This window comes from Glycomyces terrestris (genome assembly GCF_003933745.1).
Lineage (GTDB): Bacteria > Actinomycetota > Actinomycetes > Mycobacteriales > Micromonosporaceae > Glycomyces > Glycomyces terrestris.
The window spans coordinates 1,051,415-1,067,474 of sequence record NZ_RSEB01000001.1; the positions used below are offsets into that span (position 1 = coordinate 1,051,415).

The following is a 16,060-nucleotide window of genomic DNA, read 5'->3' on the forward strand; positions in this document are numbered from 1 at the left end:
GGCAGGACGCGCAGATCGCCAGCGCCTCGTCGATGGGCTCGCGGGGCTCGGGGTACATGACGTCCGGCTCGGCCTCGGCGCAGTTGCCGCGGCGCAGCCAGTCGTCGCCGCTCATCCGGTACGCGCCGCCGATCGCCTCGCTGCGGTACTCGGCGGCGTCCAGCAGCCGGGGGTCCTTGCGGGCGCGGGCTACTTCCTCGGGGCGGATTCGCCGCATTGCTGCCTCCCTATTTCACTGCCGCCGCAGCCCCTCCGAGCGTCTTCGCCTCGACTCCCGGAAGCGTTCCCTTCAGCCGGCGACGGCTTGTACACGAAAGACCGACGAGTTGTGGTACAGATACCGATGCGGTAGTGTGATTGACTTCACAATCCAGGGATGGTCGCGGGTCCGGGATCGCCGTCCGCGGGCTCGATGAGTTCGGGTCCGTCGTTGGTCGCGCGGCCGACGCCGCGGCCGACCTTGCGGATCTCGAGATCGTCGAGGAGCGACGGGACGGGGCCGGCGAGCAGTTCGCCCTCGGCCGCGTCCTCCTCCCCCAGCCAGGCGGCGTAGCGCTCGGGCGGGAGGACGTAGGGCATGCGGTCGTGGATGGTCTCCATCGCCTCGCCCAGGGCCGGGCAGGTGAGCACCGTGAACGTCAGGAGCGTCAGGTCGCCGCCCTGCTTCCAGGTGTCCCACAGGCCCGCGAAGACGACGCCGCCGGGGCGGGTGAAGAAGTACGGCTGCTTGCCGCCGCCGGGGAGCTTGCGCCACTCGTACCAGCCGTCGGCGGGGACGAGGGCGCGCCGGGACGCGAAGGGCCGCTTGTACGCGCGGGACGAGGACACGGTCTCGATGCGGGCGTTGAACATCCGCGACCCGACCGCCGGGTCGGAGGCCCACGGCGGGACCAGCCCCCAGCGGGCGAGCTCGACCACCCGCTCCTCGCGGGACCTCGAGCGGCGGACCAGCGGCGCCTGCACCGTGGGCGCGATGTTGTAGCTGGGAGTCCACGCCCCCGCGATCAAGTCCTCCGCGTCGAAGAGCGCCGCCATCGACGGGCTCGACTTGCTGTTCGCGTACCTTCCGCACATGCCCACACGGTAACCCCGGCCACCGACACTCCGGCTCCTCCATTTCCGCCGCGGCCGCCGCACGCCACCCCGGCCCCGGCGACCACCCGGTTCCCGCCCACCGGACCACTAGACTGGCGGGCGTGAACGCAACCGCCGCCCCCGAGAAGCGCCGCTGGGAGGCCCCGTACGCGGAGGCCGAGCTCGACGCGGTCGTCCGCGTGCCCGGCTCGAAGTCGATGACGGCCCGCGCCCTCATCCTCGCCGCGCTCGCCTCCGGCCCCAGCACGATCAAGCGCCCGCTCATCGCCCGCGACACCCTCCTCATGGTCGAGGGCCTGCGGGCGATCGGCGTCGGGGTCGACACGGGCGACGACGACGCCTGGACCGTCGCGCCCGGCGCGTTCCGGGGCGGGACCTCCGTGGACTGCGGCCTCGCCGGGACCGTCATGCGGTTCCTGCCGCCGGTCGCGGCCCTCGCCGACGGGCCGGTGGCCTTCGACGGCGACCCGCACGCGCGCAAGCGTCCCAACGACGGCGTCATCAAGGCCCTCCGCGGCCTCGGCGTCGACATCGAGGACGGCGGCCGCCTCGCGCTCCCGTTCACCGTCGACGCCTCCGGCCGCGTCAAGGGCGGCGCGCTCGAGGTCGACGCGTCCAAGACCTCGCAGCTGGTCAGCGCCCTGCTCATGGCCGCGCCCCGGTTCGAGGACGGCCTCGACCTGCGCCACACCGGCGACCGGCCCGTGCCCAGCCGCCCCTACCTCGACATGGTCGTCCAGATGCTCCGCCAGGCCGGGGCCGAGGTCGACGACAGCGAGCCGAACCGGTGGCGCGTCGCCCCCGGCGAGCTCCAGGGCCGCGAGTGGGTCATCGAGCCCGACCTCCAGAACGCCGCCCCGTTCCTCATCGCCGCCCTCGCCGCCGGCGGGCGCGTCACCGTCGAGGGCTGGCCCACCGAGACCACGCAGGCCGGCGACGCCGTCCGCGACCTCCTCGTCCAGCTCGGCGCCCGCGTCGAGTGGACCCGCGGCGGCCTCACCGCCTACGGCTCGGCCGAGCCGATCCCGTGCGAGCTCGACCTCGCCGACGCCGCCGAGCTCACCCCCGCCCTCGCGGCCCTCTTCGGGATCAGTAAGGGCCCCTTCGTGATCCGCGGTGTGTCCCACATCCGGGGCCACGAGACGGACCGCGTCTCGGCCCTGGTCACCGAGCTGCGCAAGATCGGCGCGGACGTCGACGAGTACGAGGACGGCTTCCGCATCAGCGCGGGCGGGCGCGAGCCCGGCACCTGGGCCACCTACGCCGACCACCGCATGGCCCACGCCGGGGCCGTCGCGGGCCTCGCGATCCCCGGGCTCGTCCTCGACGACGTCGCCTGCACCTCCAAGACCTGGCCGGACTTCGCCGAGGTCTGGGAGCGGGCCGTGCGGGGGAAGGAGTAGCCGTTGCCGAGGCCGGATTGGGACGTCGCCGACGACGATGACGAGGAGTGGGACGAGGACGACGTGCGGGTGCGCGCCACCCGCCGCTCCCGCCCCCGCACCAAGATCCGGCCCAAGCACGCGAACGCCGAGGAGGGCTTCGTGACCGCCGTCGACCGCGGCCGCTACACCTGCCGCGTCGGCGACGTCACCGTCACCGCCATGAAGGCCCGCGAGCTCGGCAAGCAGTCCATCGTGGTCGGCGACCGCGCCGGCCTCGTCGGCGACCTCTCCGGCAGCCCCGGCACGCTCGCGCGCATCGTGCGGATCGCCGAGCGCCACGGCGAGCTGCGCCGCTCGGCCGACGACGAGAACGCCACCGAGCGCGTCGTGGTCGCCAACGTCGACCGGCTCGTCGTGGTCGCCTCCACCGTGGACCCGCCGCTGCGGTACGGGTTCGTGGACCGGTGCCTGGTGGCCGCCTACGACGCCGGGGTCGCCCCGATCCTGTGCCTCACCAAGAACGACCTCGCCCCCGGCATGGTCGACGAGGTGCGCGCCTACTACTCCCAGCTCGACCTCACGATCGTCGCCACCGAGCCCGACAGCCCCCTCGACGAGCTCGTGGACCTCCTGCGCGACAAGGAGAACGTGTTCTTCGGGCACTCCGGCGTCGGCAAGTCCACGCTCGTCAACCGCCTCGTGCCCGGCGCGGGCCGCGCCGTCAGCGAGGTCCGCGCGATCGGCAAGGGCTCGCACACCTCCACCAGCACCGTCTCCTTCGAATTGCCCGGCGGCGGCTGGGTCATCGACACCCCCGGCGTCCGCTCCTTCGGGCTCGCGCACGTCACCGCCGACTCGATCCTCAAGGCGTTCCCCGAACTCGCCGAGGTCGCCGAGGACTGCCCGCGCGGGTGCACCCACACCCCCGAGATCGGGGACTGCGCCCTCGACGCCGCGATCGGGCCCGACGACCCGCGCGCCGGCCGCCTCGCCTCCTTCCGCCGCGTCCTCGCCTCGCTGCACGAAGCGGACACGAAGAACTGACCGCGTGAGGCGGGTCAGTAGGATGAGCCCATGCCCTCTTCCAGCTACAACGACGATCTCGGACTCGCGCACCTGCTCGCCGACTCCGCGGCCCAGATCGGGACGAGCCGGTTCCGGTCCTCCGACCTCCGGGTCTCGTCGAAACCGGACATGACCGAGGTCTCCGACGCCGACACCACCATCGAAGAGGTGCTGCGGTCCACGCTCTCGCGCGCGAGGCCCCGCGACGGCATCTTCGGCGAGGAGTACGGGGACAACCCCGGCGCCTCCGGCCGCAAATGGGTCATCGACCCGATCGACGCCACCCGCAACTACGTGCGCGGCGTTCCGATCTGGGCCACCCTCATCGCCCTGTTCGACCGCGGCGAGCCCGTCGTCGGCGTCGTCAGCGCCCCCGCCCTCGGCCGCCGCTGGTGGGCCATGAAGGGCGCCGGGGCCTTCGCCGGGCGCGACCAGCGCGCCGGGAAGCGCATCCAGGTCTCCAAGGTCGGGAAGCTCCAGGACGCGTCGGTGAGCATCTCCTCGATCACCGGCTGGGCCAAGCTCGACCGGCAGGGCGCCATGCTCGGGATGCTCCACGAGGCGTGGCGCGAGCGCGGCTTCGGCGACTTCTACTCGTACTGCCTGCTCGCCGAGGGGGCCGTGGACATCGCGGCCGAACCCGAAGTGGCCCTGTGGGACTTGGCGCCGCTGGCGCTCATCGTCGAGGAGGCCGGCGGCAGGTTCACCGACCTGCGCGGCCGCCCGGGACCGGACGGCGGGTCGGCGCTGGCGACGAACGGGCTCCTCCACGAGGAGGCGCTGGAGCGGTTGAAGATCCGCGAGCTGTAGACGCGGAACGGGGCGGGACCGGCAGGTCCCGCCCCGTTCTCGTTCGCTAGAGCTCGGCGATGAACTTGAGTTGTTCGCCGCGCTGGTGGATGCCGCCGCCTTCGTGGCGGTTCCAGGGCCACACGGTGATCCGCTTCTCGCCCTGCCAGCGGTTGTAGGCCGCGAACACGGTGGAGGGCGGGCAGACGTCGTCCATCAGGCCCACCGAGTAGAGGGCGGGCGCGGTGCCGCGGGCGGCGAAGTGGAGGCCGTCGAAGTAGTTCAGGGTCGCGAAGACGCGGTCCTCGCGGAGGCGCTGGCCGGAGAGGAACTCGACGATCTCCTGGTAGGGGAAGGCGTCGGTGATGACGACGGCGCGCTGGAAGTGCGTCAGGAACGGCACGTCGATCATGGCGCCGGCGAGGTCGTCGCGGAGGCCGCCGACGGCCTGGGTGATCCCGCCGCCCTGGCTGCCGCCGGCGACGACGATGCGGTCGGGGTCGATGCCCTCGATGCCCTTGGCGACGTCGACCGCGCGGTAGGCGTCGGTGAAGACGCGGCGGTAGTAGTAGTGCTCGGGGGCTTCGAGGCCCTGGGTCATCCAGCCCTTGTTGGTGGGGCCGGTGGTGCCGTAGGGGTCGGCGGTGTCGCCGGGCTGCCAGTTGCCGAAGCCCTGGCCGCGGGTGTCCATGACGAAGTGGGCCCAGCCGGCGGCGGGGTAGGTGGTGTGGGCCCAGGGGTAGGAGCGGCCGCCGGAGTAGCCGATGTACTCGACGACGCACGGGAGGGGGCCCTCGACGCCCTTGGGCTTGACGAGCCAGGCCTTGATGGGGTGGCCGCCCCAGCCGGCGAAGACGACGTCGAAGACGTCCACGGTCACCAGGCCGGCGTCGTACGGCTCCAGTCGCACGTCGAGGCCGTGGGCGCCGGCCTCGCTGAGGGTGGTCTTCCAGAAGTCGTCGAAGTCGGCCGGTTCGGGGACGTCGGGCCGGTACTCGCGGAGCTGTTCCAGGGGGAGGTCGAAAAGAGCCATGGGGAGTTTGTAGCACGACCAAACAAAGAAGTCCACCGCAACCGGTTGCCACATCCGGCACTCGGGACATCAGCGCTCGTCAGACGCCCGCCGGGCGCGCCGGCTCCTCGCGGGCCCCGTTGCTTTCTATTTCCGGCCGAACCCTTGCAAACGCTGTCCGAAGGGGTTTACGGTCACTAGCACGAACGTATCGATGTTCGTAAATACCACCCTCACAGAGAGAGGACCACGGGCATGGAACATGTCTTCGGCAACCGGCACTCTCGCCGCACGCTCTTCACCGCCGCGGGGGCCGTCGCCCTCGGCGCGGCCGCCGCGCCGCTCGCCGGCCCCGGGAGCGCCCTCGCGCAGACGGGCAGCCCCGTCGGCTGGGCCACCCAGAACGGCGGCACCACCGGCGGATCGGGCGGCGGCACGACCACCGTCACCTCGGCCTCGGCCCTCGCCTCGGCCGTCAGCGGCGACGCGCGGAAGATCGTCCGCGTCAGCGGCACCATCCAGATCTCGGGGATGGTCCGCGTCGGATCGAACACGACCATCGTCGGCAACTCCGGCGCCGTCCTCACCGGCGGCGGCCTCACGCTCCGGACCGTCAGCAACGTGATCATCCAGAACCTGCGGTTCCGCGGGTACGCCGACGACGGCATCAACGTCGAGGAGCGCTCGCGGAACATCTGGATCGACCACAACACCTTCGAACCCGGCACCGACGGTGCGTGCGACATCAAGCGCGAGTCCGACTTCATCACGGTCTCGTGGAACCGGTTCGACGGGACCGACAAGACCTGCCTGCTCGGCCACAGCGACGGCCACACCGCCGACCGCGGCAAGCTCCGGGTCTCCTACCACCACAACTACTTCAACGGCACGACGCAGCGCACCCCGCGGGTCCGCTTCGCCGAGCCCGTCCACGTCTACAACAACTACTACGCGAACGTGCGCTCGTACTGCATCGCGACCACCATGGACGCCGGCGTCATCAACGAGGGCAACTACTTCGAGAACTGCAACCGCACCGTCGACATCGGCCAGGGCGACTCCGGCCCCGGCCGGATCGTCTCGCGCAACAACCACGTCGTCAACTCCCCCGCCCCCGTCAGCCGCGGCTCGGTCGCGGGCGTGCCCTACGGCTTCCAGCTGGACACGCCGTCGCAGGTCAAGTCGATCGTGAGCGGCGGAGCGGGCGCGCGCTGACCGCGCACCTCCCCCGATAGAGCGACGCGGCCCCGGCCATCGGACCGGGGCCGCGCCTCGCGCGTCTCAGGCCCAGGGCAGGCCGAGCTCGCTGTAGAGCCTCCCCTGGACGGCGGCGTCGACCACGGCCCGGTCGACGCCCTTGAGGATGGTCACCGGGTCGTCGCCGACGCGTTCGAGGTGCTTCTCGTCGACCAGGCGCGGCACGGGCGAGGTGAGGACCTGCTCGAGGACGCCGGTGAACGGCTTGGAGCGGCGCAGGCCGGAGATGAGGCCGACGCCGCGCTGCCGGTGGGCGAAGAGGTTGTCGAGGAGGTTGGTGGTGCCGTACCGCTTGGCCTCGGTCTCGCCGGGCAGGCGCAGGAGGTCCTCGCGGAAGCCGTACCAGGCCTCGCCTTCGGTGCCCTTGATGTAGATGTCGCCTTCGACCTTCTGCTCGCCGCAGAGGGTGACCGCGACGGTGATGCGCACGCCGTTCTTGTTGACGGCGCGCCAGACCGCGGTGTCGTCCACTTCGATCGAGGCGCGGGTGCGCAGCCGCTCGAGTTCGACCGGGCCCTGGAGGGGCCAGTCGCCGGCGAGGGCGATGGCCTGCTGGGAGGCGTGCGCCCAGGGGTTGGCGAGGGCGCCGTCGGCGACGAGGACGCCGCCCAGCTCGCGCTTGCCGGCCCAGGCGGAGCGGCGGTAGTAGGAGTCGGGGCGCTGCCAGGAGCCGGCGACGCCGATCGACTCGATCTCGCCGAAGCGGCCGGCCTCGATCGCGTCGCGCACGGCGTTGAAGGCGTGGGAGCCGAGGGCCTGGAAGCCCACCTGGACGTTGCGGCCCGTCTCGGTCATGACGTCGTACAGCTGCGCGTACTCGGCGAGGTTGGTGACCGGGGGCTTCTCCAGGTAGACGTCGGCGCCGTGGCGCATCGCGGCGCTCGCGATCGGCAGGTGGCTCGGCGGCGGGGTCGCGATGACCACCACGTCGGGGTCGGTGGCGTCGAGCATGGCCCGGTAGTCGTCGAAGACGGGCGTGTCGCCGATCGGCGCCTCGGGGAGCTCGGTGATCTCGGCCGTGTCGCACATGCCGACGAACGCGAGCTCGCCGCGGGCCCGGCGCGGTTCCAGGTTGTGCTGGCGGTGGTGGAGGCCGAAGCCGTTGGCGCCCACGAGGGCGACGCGGGGGATGCTCGTTGTCACAGGTGCTCCAGGGTGGTGGCGACGCCGTGCCGGTCGAGTTCGCGCAGCCATTTGGCGGCGGCCCGGCGCAGCTGGTGGTGGTCGGCGAGGGGTTCGGGGACGACCTGTCTGAGGCCGAGGATCGCGTCGACGCGCGCGGCGGGGGCGGGGCCGGCGGCGGTGAGGCTCTGGCGGATGACGTCCTTGAGCGGGTCGTCGAGCGGCAGGTCGGCCCCGCCGTCGGACTTCCCGGCGCAGAAGCGGGTCCACGCCGCGAGCGGGAGCGCGATGAGGTCGAGGTCGACGCCGGCGTCCGCGAGGTCGGTCATGGTGGCGAAGAGGCGCTGCGGGAGCTTCTGGGAGCCGTCCATGGCGATCTGGATGCACCGGTGCCGGATGCCGGGGTTCGCGAACCGCTCGAGGACGCCCTCGCCGTACGCGACGGTGTCCTGCCCGTCGGGCGGGGTGAAGCTCGGCGCGATCTGCTCGGCGACGAGCCAGCGCGCGAAGTCGGCGGCGCCGGGGAGGGCGAGGGTCTCGCTGACGGTCTCGGCGTCGGCGAGGGCGCCGAGGTAGGCGAGCGTGGAGTGGACGCCGTTGAGGGTGCGCAGCTTCAGGCGCTCCCAGCCGGCGACGTCGGCGGTGTAGGTGGCGTCCCAGCCGGGGCGGGGGCCCGCGAAGTCGTCCTCGATGACCCACTGGGTGAACGGCTCGGCTTCGACGGCGGCGGCGTCGGTGACGCCGAGTTCGGCGAGGGCGCGCTCGTAGGTGGCCTGCGTGGAGGCGGGGACGATGCGGTCGACCATGCTGGAGGGGAAGGTGACGTGCTCCTCGGCCCAGGCGCGGGTGGTGTCGTCGAGGAGGGGTTCGACGGCGGCGCGGGTGGCCTTGCCGTTGTCGGGGAGGTTGTCGCAGCACAGGATGGTGAGCGGCGGGCCGCCTTGGGCGGCGCGGCGGCGGAGGCCGTCGGCGAGGAGGCCGGGGACGCCGTGCGGGTCGCGGTAGGCCTTCTCGGTGACGGTGAGGGTGACGACGTGCGTGGCGGGCGAGGCGACGAGGTCGAGGGCCCGGTCGCGTTCGGTCGCGAGGTGGAGGGTGTCCACGACGGACCCGACGACGCGCAGGGAGGCGCCGTCGGGGCCGAGGGTGGCGACGGAGTAGAGGCCGTCCTGGGCGGCGAGGGCGTCGATGACGTCTCGCGAGCGCGGGGCGGCGACGGTGATGCCCCAGTCGGTGTCGTCGGTGTAGACGGCCTGGTGGGCGCGGTGGAACGCGCCGGCGCCGAGGTGGAGGACGCCGGCGCGGTCGGGGCGGTCCCCGGGGACGGCGACGTCCCCGGGGAGCCGCTTGAGGACCTCGTTGCTCAGGCGGTCCACGCCGGGCCGTTCGGGAAGGAGAACTCGGCGACGGACTCAGGTCTGAGGGTGACCGAGTAGCCGGGCTGGGTGGGCAGCCGGTAGCGGCCGTCCACGACGGTGACGGGGTCGGTGTAGTGCTCGTGCAGGTGGTCGACGTATTCGATCATGCGGCCCTCCAGGGTCTTTCCGATCCGAAGGTATTCGAACATGCCGAGGTGCTGCACGTATTCGCAGAGTCCCACTCCGCCGGAGTGCGGGCAGACGTCGACGCCGTGCTTGGCGGCCATGAGGAGGGTGGCGAGGACTTCGGGGACGCCGCCGACGCGGCAGGCGTCGATCTGGCAGACCTGGATGGCCTGGGCTTGGAGGAGCTGCTTGAAGATGACGCGGTTGGCGGCGACCTCGCCGGTGGCGACGCGGATGGGGTCGACGGCCTTGGCGATCCGGGCGTGGCCGAGGATGTCGTCGGGGTGGGTGGGCTCCTCGATCCAGTAGGGGTCGAAGGCGGCGAGTTCGCGCATGTTGGCGATGGCCTCGGGGACGGACCAGATCTGGTTGGCGTCCATCATGAGGAGGCGGTCGGGGCCGAGGACGTCGCGGATGATGCGGGCGCGGCGCACGTCGTCGGCGACGTCGGGCGAGCCGACCTTCATCTTGGCGGCGGTCCAGCCGTCGGCGACGGCCTGCTCGGTGAGGGCGCGGACCTTGTCGTCGGAGTAGCCGAGCCAGCCGACGGAGGTGGTGTAGGCGGGGAAGCCGTCGTGCTCGAGGACTTTGAGGCGGTCCTCGTAGCCGATGCGGCCCTCGTCGAGGATGGCGACGGCCTCGTCGTAGGTGAGCTCGTCCTCGATGTGGCGGTAGTCGACCTGGGCGGCGAGTTCGGCGGAGTCCATCTCGGCGAGGAGGCGCCACATGGGCTTGCCCTCGAGTTTGGCGCGGAGGTCCCAGACGGCGTTGACGATCGCGCCGACGGCCATGTGGGTGGCGCCCTTCTCGGGGCCGAGCCAGCGGATCTGGGGCTCCTGGACGATGGAGCGGGTGAACTCGACGGGGTTCGCGAAGATCTCCTCGACGGTCCTGCCGACGACGAGGTGCGCGTACGCCTTGACGGCCTGGACGCAGATCTCGGTGCCGCGGCCGCCGGTGAAGGTGAAGCCGGTGCCGGTGGGGCCGCCGTCGGTGAACAGCTCGACGTAGCAGGCCGAGTAGTCGGCGCGGTTGATCGAGTCCGAGCCGTCGCCGGCGGTCGCGGTCGGGAACCGCACGTCGTGGACCTCGAGGCGTTCGATCTTGGTCGACACGGAAGAAGGCATGGCGTTTACTCCGGTTTGGGGGAAGTCGAGCGAAGCGGGACGGTCGGGCGGGGCGACGGGTGCGGGTCCAGTCCGTAGATCTTGCGGGGCAGGTTGTAGGCGAGGTCGACCGCGACTTCGGCGGCTTCGCCGTCGGTCATGCGGTGCTCGGCGACGAGGCGCGCGAGGTAGGCGGCGTCGATGCGCCGCGCGACGTCGTGCCGCGCGGGGATGGAGCAGAACGCGCGGGTGTCGTCCACGAATCCGGCCGTGTTGTGGAACCCGGCGGTCTCGTGGATCGCCTCCCGGAAGCGGCGCATGCCCTCCGGAGAGTCGAGGAACCACCAGGGCGCGCCGGCGAACACGGAGGCGTAGCCGCCGGCGAGGGGCGCGATCTCGCGGCTGAAGACCGTCTCATCGAGCGTGTACAGCACGATGCGGAACCGGGGGTGGTTGCCGAACGCGTCGAGCAGGGGCTTGAGGGCGCGCGTGTACTCGGTGGCGCCCGGGATGTCGCCGCCGACGTCGCGGCCCCAGCCCTCGTAGAGCCACTGGTTGTGGTTGCGGTTCGCGCCGGGGTGGAGCTGCATGACGAGGCCGTCGTCGGCGCTCATGCGCGCGAACTCGACGAGCATGAGCGCGGGGAAGCGCAGGATCTCGGCCTCGGTGGCCTCGCCGTCGAGGGCGCGGGCGTAGATCTCGGCCGCGGCCTTCGGGTCGTCTTCCGTTGCGGCCGTGAGGTTCCCGTGGTCGGTGCAGGTGGCGCCGGCGGCGATGAAGTCCTGGCGGCGCCGGCGGAGCGCGGTGAGGAAGCCGTCGAACGTGGCCGTGTCCTGGCCGGTGATCTCGGCGAGGGCGTCGACGCGCTCGCGCCAGCCGGGCCAGCCGGGCTCGACGAGGTTGTCGGGCCGGAACGTGGTGACGACCTTGCCGCCCCGGCCGCCCCACTTGCGGCCGCCGGTTGCCGGGAGCGCTTCGAGTGCCGCGTGGGGTTCGAGCGAGTCCACCGGGGACTCGGTGGTGGCGAGGACCTCGATGTTGAACCGGTCGAACAGGGCGCGGGGCCGGTAGGCCGGTTCGGCGAGGCGGGCCGCGAGGTGGTCGTAGAACTCGTCGGCGGTGTCGGCGCTCAGCTCCTGGTCGATCCCGAACACCTCCGCGAAGGTGTGGTCGAGCCACAGCTTCGAGGGGGTGCCGCGGAAGAGGAAGTAGTGCTCGGCGAAGCGCCGCCAGATCGCGCGCCCGTCCGCTTCGGAGGGCCCGCCGGCGGCGGAGGGGACGCCGAGCTCGTCGGGGCGCACGCCCTGGGAGTACAGCATCCGGGTCAGGTAGTGGTCGGGGACGACGAACAGGCGCGCCGGGTCGGGGAACGGCCGGTTCTCCGCGAGCAGGCGCGGGTCGACGTGCCCGTGGGGGCTCACCAGCGGCAGGTCGGCGGTGCTCCGGTGGAGCTCGCGGGCGATCGCGCGGGTGCGCTCGTCGGCCGGGAAGAGGCGGTCGGGATGCAGCGGCACTTATTTCTCCAGGTTGAACAGGTCCGAGACGGCAACCGATTGCCCAGTGCGGATCGAGGCGTTGGACGCCAGGCCCGCGGCCAGCGCGTTCACGCCGTCCCGGGCGCTCGCGGAGCGGTCGTGGGGGTCGGTGTCGCCGTCGAGGAGGACGCCGAGCATGCGGGCGTCGCCGCCGCCGTGGCCGGCGCGGTGGTACTCGCCGAGGTCGATGCGGGTGGGCTTGGTCCAGAAGGGGTGGAGGGTGAGCTCGTAGCGGCCCTCCTCGGCCGCGGCGTGGGTGCCGTGGACGCTGGCGCCGTTGGGGCCCTTGAGGGCGGGGTTGACGTGGTCGTTCTCGACGACGAGGAGTTCGAGGCGGCCCTGGGTGCCGTTGAAGTGCACCCGGTAGCCCTCCCAGGGCGAGTAGGCGGTGAGCCGGTAGGAGAGCGTGACGCCGGAGTCGTAGTCCACGAGGGCCATCATGTCGTCGTAGATGGTGACGCCGGGGGCGAACACGCTCTGGTCGCGGACGTAGCCGTCGGCGTCCTCGGCGTCGAGGTAGAGGGCCTTGAGGGTCGGGTTCTCCTCCAGGTGGAGCGCGAACGGGTCGTCGGAGGCGAGGGAGGAGCCGTGGACGCGCTCGTAGCCGCGGTCGTGGCCGTTGGCCTTGCCGTTCTCGCCGTAGAAGGCGAGCTTCCCTTTCGCGAAGGCGCGCACGGGGGCGGCGTCGAGCCACCAGTTGACGAGGTCGAAGTGGTGGCCGGACTTGTGGACGAGGAGTCCGCCGGAGTTGGCCTCCTCGCGGTGCCAGCGGCGGAAGTAGTCGGCGCCGTGGCGGGTGTCGAGGAGCCAGTCGAAGCCCACGGAGGTGATCTCGCCGACGGCGCCGTCGCGGAGGAGTTCGGCGACCTTCTCGTGGAGGGGGTTGTACCGGTAGTTGAAGGTGACGGTGACCTTGCCGGCGGACTCGCGCTCGGCGGCGAGGATCGCGGCGGCGTGCTCGGCGGTGGTCGTCAGGGGCTTCTCCGAGATGACGTCCTTGCCGGCGGCGAGCGCGGCGAGGATGTACTCGTGGTGGGTGGCGTCGACCGAGGTGACGATGACGGTGTCGGGGTCGGTCTCGGTCAGGAGGCGCTCGAAGGCGGCGGCGTCGTACGCGGCCGGGGAGGGGAGCCCGGCGGCCTGGACGGCGGCGGCGTGGTGGGCGATCCGCTTGGGGTTGGGGTCGGCCAGCGCGACGAGCGCGGCCCGGTCACCCCGCTCGGTGATCGCGTCGACGTACATCGTGGCGCGCGATCCGGTCCCGACGATGGCATAGCGATGGGGCGTGCCTGACATGTGACTCCTTCGTCTGCGAGGTTCTGGTAAACGCTATCTGAGAACCTCGCGGCAGGCAAGGCCAGGGCGCGCCGGCGCCGCGGGCGCGCCCTGGCCCGCTACTTCGGCGTCGCTGTCGTGAAGGGCGGCTTGACGACCCGCACGGGGAGGCGCCTGCCGCGCACGTCGAGTTCGAGCTCGGCGCCGGGCTTGTAGGCGGCGTCGAGGAGGGCGAGCGCGACGCCCTTCTTCAGGGTCGGCGCGTGGGTGCCGGAGGTGGTCTCGCCGACTTCGCGCTCGCCGTCGAGGACGGTCATGTGGGCGCGCGGGACGCCCTTGCCGGTGGCCTCCAGGCCCCACAGGCGGCGCCTGGGCCCGGCGGCCTTCTCGGCGTCGAGGGCGGCCTTGCCCCAGTATTCGGGCTTGTCCCAGCCGATCGCCCAGTTCAGGCGGGCCTGCACGGGGGTGATGTCGAGGCTGAGGTCCTGGCCGTGGAGCGGGTAGCCCATCTCGAGGCGGAGGGTGTCGCGGGCGCCGAGCCCGCACGGGGCGGCGCCGGCCACGAGCATCGCGTCCCACAGGTCCCCCGCGGCCTCGTTCGGGATGACGAGCTCGTAACCGGTCTCGCCGGTGTAGCCGGAGCGGCAGACGATGACGTCGGCGTGGTCGACGAGGTGCTCGCGGAAGCTCATGTAGTCGTGCTCGTGCGGCAGGCCCAGGTACTCGAGGATGCGCGGCGACTCGGGGCCCTGGACGGCGATCACGGCGAAGGAGTGGTGGACGTCGCGGACCTCGACGCCGTCCGGGGCGGCGGCGGTGAGGCGGCGGGCGACCTCGGCGGTGTTGGCGGCGTTCGGGATCAGGAAGACCTGGTCGTCGCCGAAGCGGTAGGCGATGAGGTCGTCGACGACGCCGCCGGACTCGTCGAGGCACAGCGTGTACTGGGCGCCGCCGGGCCCGATCCGGTCGAGGTCGTTGGCGAGGCAGCGGTTGACGAACGCGGCCGCGCCCTCGCCGGTGACCCAGACCTTGCCGAGGTGGGAGACGTCGAAGACGCCGACGCGGGTGCGCACCGCCTGGTGCTCGGCGAGCACGCCGCTCGAGTACTGGAGCGGCATATCCCAGCCGGCGAACTCGGCGAACTTGGCGCCGTGGGCGATGTGGCGGGAGTGCAGCGGTGAGGTGAGCAGCGACGGTTCGGACATGGGACAGAGCCTATCGTGCGCGTCCCAGTGGCTAGGATCGGAGCATTTGGTCCCCGAAACAGCTAAGGAACGATCGTGACTGATCTGCTGAGCGCCTCCGGCGACGCCGCGGCCGCGGACGTCGAGGTCCTCGTCGTCGGCGTCTTCTCCGGGGAGGACGCGCCCGTGCTCCCCGAGAGCCTCGCGGGCGTCGACGCCGGGTTCGGCGGGCGGCTCGCCACGCAGCTGGCAGCCCTCGGCAACACCGGCGGCGCCTCCTCCCTCACCCGCCTGCCCGCGCCCGACGGCGTCGCCGCCTCCCTCGTGTACGCCGTCGGCCTCGGCGACGCGGACGACCTCGACGACGAGACCCTGCGCCGCGCGGCCGGGACCGCGGTGCGCGCCGCGTTCGGCAAGGCTACGGTCGCGATCGCGTTCGAGGGCGACCCGGAGGCGACCGCGACCGGCGCGATCCTCGGGGCGTACAAGTTCGAGGGCTTCAAGACCGAGGGCGGCGGCGACGCGGCCCCCGGGTCGATCGCGGTCTACGGCGCCTCCGAGGACGCGATCGTGCGCGCCCTGGTCGTCGGCGAGAGCGTCGCCCTCGTCAAGGACTGGGTGTCGGCGCCCGCGAACCTGCTGCGCCCGCCGACGTTCGCGATCGAGATCGAGCAGGCGGCCGCCGCGGCGGGCCTGGAGGTCGAGATCCTCGACGCCGAGGCGCTCTCGGCCGGCGGCTACGGCGGCGTCCTCGCCGTCGGCGGCGGCTCCTCCGCCGAGCCGCGCCTGGTGCGGCTCTCCTACCGGCCCGAGGGCGCGCGCAAGCACATCGCGCTCGTCGGCAAGGGCATCACGTTCGATTCCGGCGGCTACTCGATCAAGCCCGCCGCGGGCATGTGGGAGATGAAGTTCGACATGGCCGGGGCCGCGGCCGTCGTCGGCGCGACCATCGCCGCCGCGAAGCTCGGCCTGGCCGTGAACGTCACCTGCACGGTGGCGCTGGCCGAGAACCTCGTGTCGGGCACCGCCTACCGGCCCTCCGACGTGCTCACCATCCGCAACGGCATGACCGTCGAGATCCTCAACACCGACGCCGAGGGCCGCCTGGTGCTCGCCGACGCGCTCTCGCGCGCTGTCGAGGACGAGCCCGACGCGGTCTACGACGTCGCGACCCTCACCGGCGGGCAGCTCATCGCGCTCGGCCGGCGCACCATGGGCCTCATGGGCACCGACTCCGAGACCGAGCGGCTCCGCCGCATCGGCGAGGAGACCGGCGAGCACGGCTGGCCGATGCCGTTCCCCGAGGACCTCGTCAAGCTCATGGAGTCCTCGATCGCGGACGTGTCGCAGTGCGCGGCCGGCCTCAAGCGCGACGGCCACATGATCCAGGGCGGGATCTTCCTGTCGAAGTTCGTGCCCGAGGAGATCCCGTGGGCGCACCTCGACATCGCGGGACCCGCGGACTCGGACTCGGCGCACGGCTACACCGCGAAGGGCGCGACGGCGGTGCCGGTGCGCACCCTCCTGGCGCTCCTGGAGGAGCACGCCGGCTAGGAGGCGGCGCGCTCACCGCCAGGTGGCGGGACGGTGCGCGGAAATTTACAGTGCACTGACATGAACAGTGCGCATGAATGCGCGGCTGATGCGCACGAGCGGCCGGTCCGGGAGGGCCGGCCGCTCGCGTCACCGGC

The 16,060-nt window shown here is 72.3% G+C and carries 13 protein-coding genes and 1 pseudogene; 5 read left to right on the forward strand and 9 right to left on the reverse strand.

Features of this window, described 5'->3' with window-relative positions:
* Both EIW28_RS04985 and EIW28_RS04990 read right to left on the reverse strand, forming a co-directional pair.
* Positions 1–217, reverse strand: a pseudogene (locus EIW28_RS04985) (hypothetical protein); the annotation flags it as partial.
* A 146-nt stretch (positions 218–363) separates the two neighbouring features.
* Positions 364–1,074 carry an SOS response-associated peptidase gene (locus EIW28_RS04990; RefSeq protein WP_125246566.1) on the reverse strand — a complete coding sequence of 237 codons (711 nt, stop codon included), beginning with the start codon at positions 1,072–1,074 and terminating at the stop codon, positions 364–366.
* A 122-nt stretch (positions 1,075–1,196) separates the two neighbouring features.
* Here EIW28_RS04990 and aroA point away from each other — a divergent pair, with 122 nt between their 5' ends.
* Genes aroA through hisN form a run of 3 tightly spaced genes read left to right on the forward strand, consistent with a single transcriptional unit; the run spans position 1,197 to position 4,355 of the window.
* Positions 1,197–2,498, forward strand: coding sequence for a 3-phosphoshikimate 1-carboxyvinyltransferase (aroA, locus tag EIW28_RS04995; protein WP_197717066.1), 1,302 nt, complete (start codon positions 1,197–1,199; stop codon positions 2,496–2,498).
* A gap of 3 nt (positions 2,499–2,501) precedes the next feature.
* Positions 2,502–3,524, forward strand: a complete 1,023-nt coding sequence (gene rsgA / locus EIW28_RS05000) for a ribosome small subunit-dependent GTPase A (RefSeq protein ID WP_125246568.1) — start codon at positions 2,502–2,504, stop codon at positions 3,522–3,524.
* Between the two features lie 30 nt (positions 3,525–3,554).
* A complete protein-coding gene (gene hisN, locus EIW28_RS05005; RefSeq protein ID WP_125246569.1) occupies positions 3,555–4,355 on the forward strand; it encodes a histidinol-phosphatase in 801 nt (266 codons plus the stop codon).
* A gap of 46 nt (positions 4,356–4,401) precedes the next feature.
* On the opposite strand, the gene EIW28_RS05010 is transcribed toward hisN, so the two are convergent.
* Positions 4,402–5,367, reverse strand: coding sequence for an acetylxylan esterase (locus EIW28_RS05010; RefSeq protein WP_125246570.1), 966 nt, complete (start codon positions 5,365–5,367; stop codon positions 4,402–4,404).
* 234 nt (positions 5,368–5,601) lie between these two features.
* On the opposite strand from EIW28_RS05010, the gene EIW28_RS05015 reads away from it, so the two are divergent.
* Positions 5,602–6,561, forward strand: coding sequence for a pectate lyase family protein (locus tag EIW28_RS05015; RefSeq protein WP_125246571.1), 960 nt, complete (start codon positions 5,602–5,604; stop codon positions 6,559–6,561).
* A 66-nt stretch (positions 6,562–6,627) separates the two neighbouring features.
* Here the strand turns inward: EIW28_RS05015 and EIW28_RS05020 are convergent, their stop codons facing one another.
* The 6 genes from EIW28_RS05020 to gcvT all read right to left on the reverse strand — a co-directional run bounded on the left by EIW28_RS05020 (position 6,628) and on the right by gcvT (position 14,390).
* A complete protein-coding gene (locus EIW28_RS05020) occupies positions 6,628–7,746 on the reverse strand; it encodes a Gfo/Idh/MocA family protein (protein WP_158630290.1) in 1,119 nt (372 codons plus the stop codon).
* On the reverse strand, positions 7,743–9,101 hold the full coding sequence (locus EIW28_RS05025; RefSeq protein WP_125246573.1) for a mannitol dehydrogenase family protein: 1,359 nt from the start codon (positions 9,099–9,101) through the stop codon (positions 7,743–7,745). The genes EIW28_RS05020 and EIW28_RS05025 overlap by 4 nt, the downstream gene beginning before the upstream one ends.
* Positions 9,089–10,396 carry an enolase C-terminal domain-like protein gene (locus EIW28_RS05030; protein WP_125246574.1) on the reverse strand — a complete coding sequence of 436 codons (1,308 nt, stop codon included), beginning with the start codon at positions 10,394–10,396 and terminating at the stop codon, positions 9,089–9,091. Before EIW28_RS05030 ends, EIW28_RS05025 begins: the two co-directional genes overlap by 13 nt.
* A 5-nt stretch (positions 10,397–10,401) precedes the next feature.
* Positions 10,402–11,889 (reverse strand): glucuronate isomerase, encoded by a 1,488-nt coding sequence (gene uxaC, locus EIW28_RS05035; RefSeq protein WP_125246575.1) that lies wholly within the window; start codon positions 11,887–11,889, stop codon positions 10,402–10,404.
* Complete coding sequence (locus tag EIW28_RS05040) at positions 11,890–13,206, reverse strand: Gfo/Idh/MocA family oxidoreductase (protein ID WP_125246576.1); 1,317 nt, start codon at positions 13,204–13,206, stop codon at positions 11,890–11,892.
* Positions 13,207–13,304: 98 nt separating this feature from the next.
* The gene (gene gcvT / locus EIW28_RS05045; protein WP_125246577.1) at positions 13,305–14,390 is read right to left on the reverse strand and encodes a glycine cleavage system aminomethyltransferase GcvT; all 1,086 of its coding nucleotides are present in this window, start codon (positions 14,388–14,390) and stop codon (positions 13,305–13,307) included.
* A gap of 75 nt (positions 14,391–14,465) precedes the next feature.
* Here gcvT and EIW28_RS05050 point away from each other — a divergent pair, with 75 nt between their 5' ends.
* On the forward strand, positions 14,466–15,923 hold the full coding sequence (locus EIW28_RS05050; protein WP_125246578.1) for a leucyl aminopeptidase: 1,458 nt from the start codon (positions 14,466–14,468) through the stop codon (positions 15,921–15,923).
* The last annotated feature ends 137 nt before the right edge of the window (positions 15,924–16,060 follow it).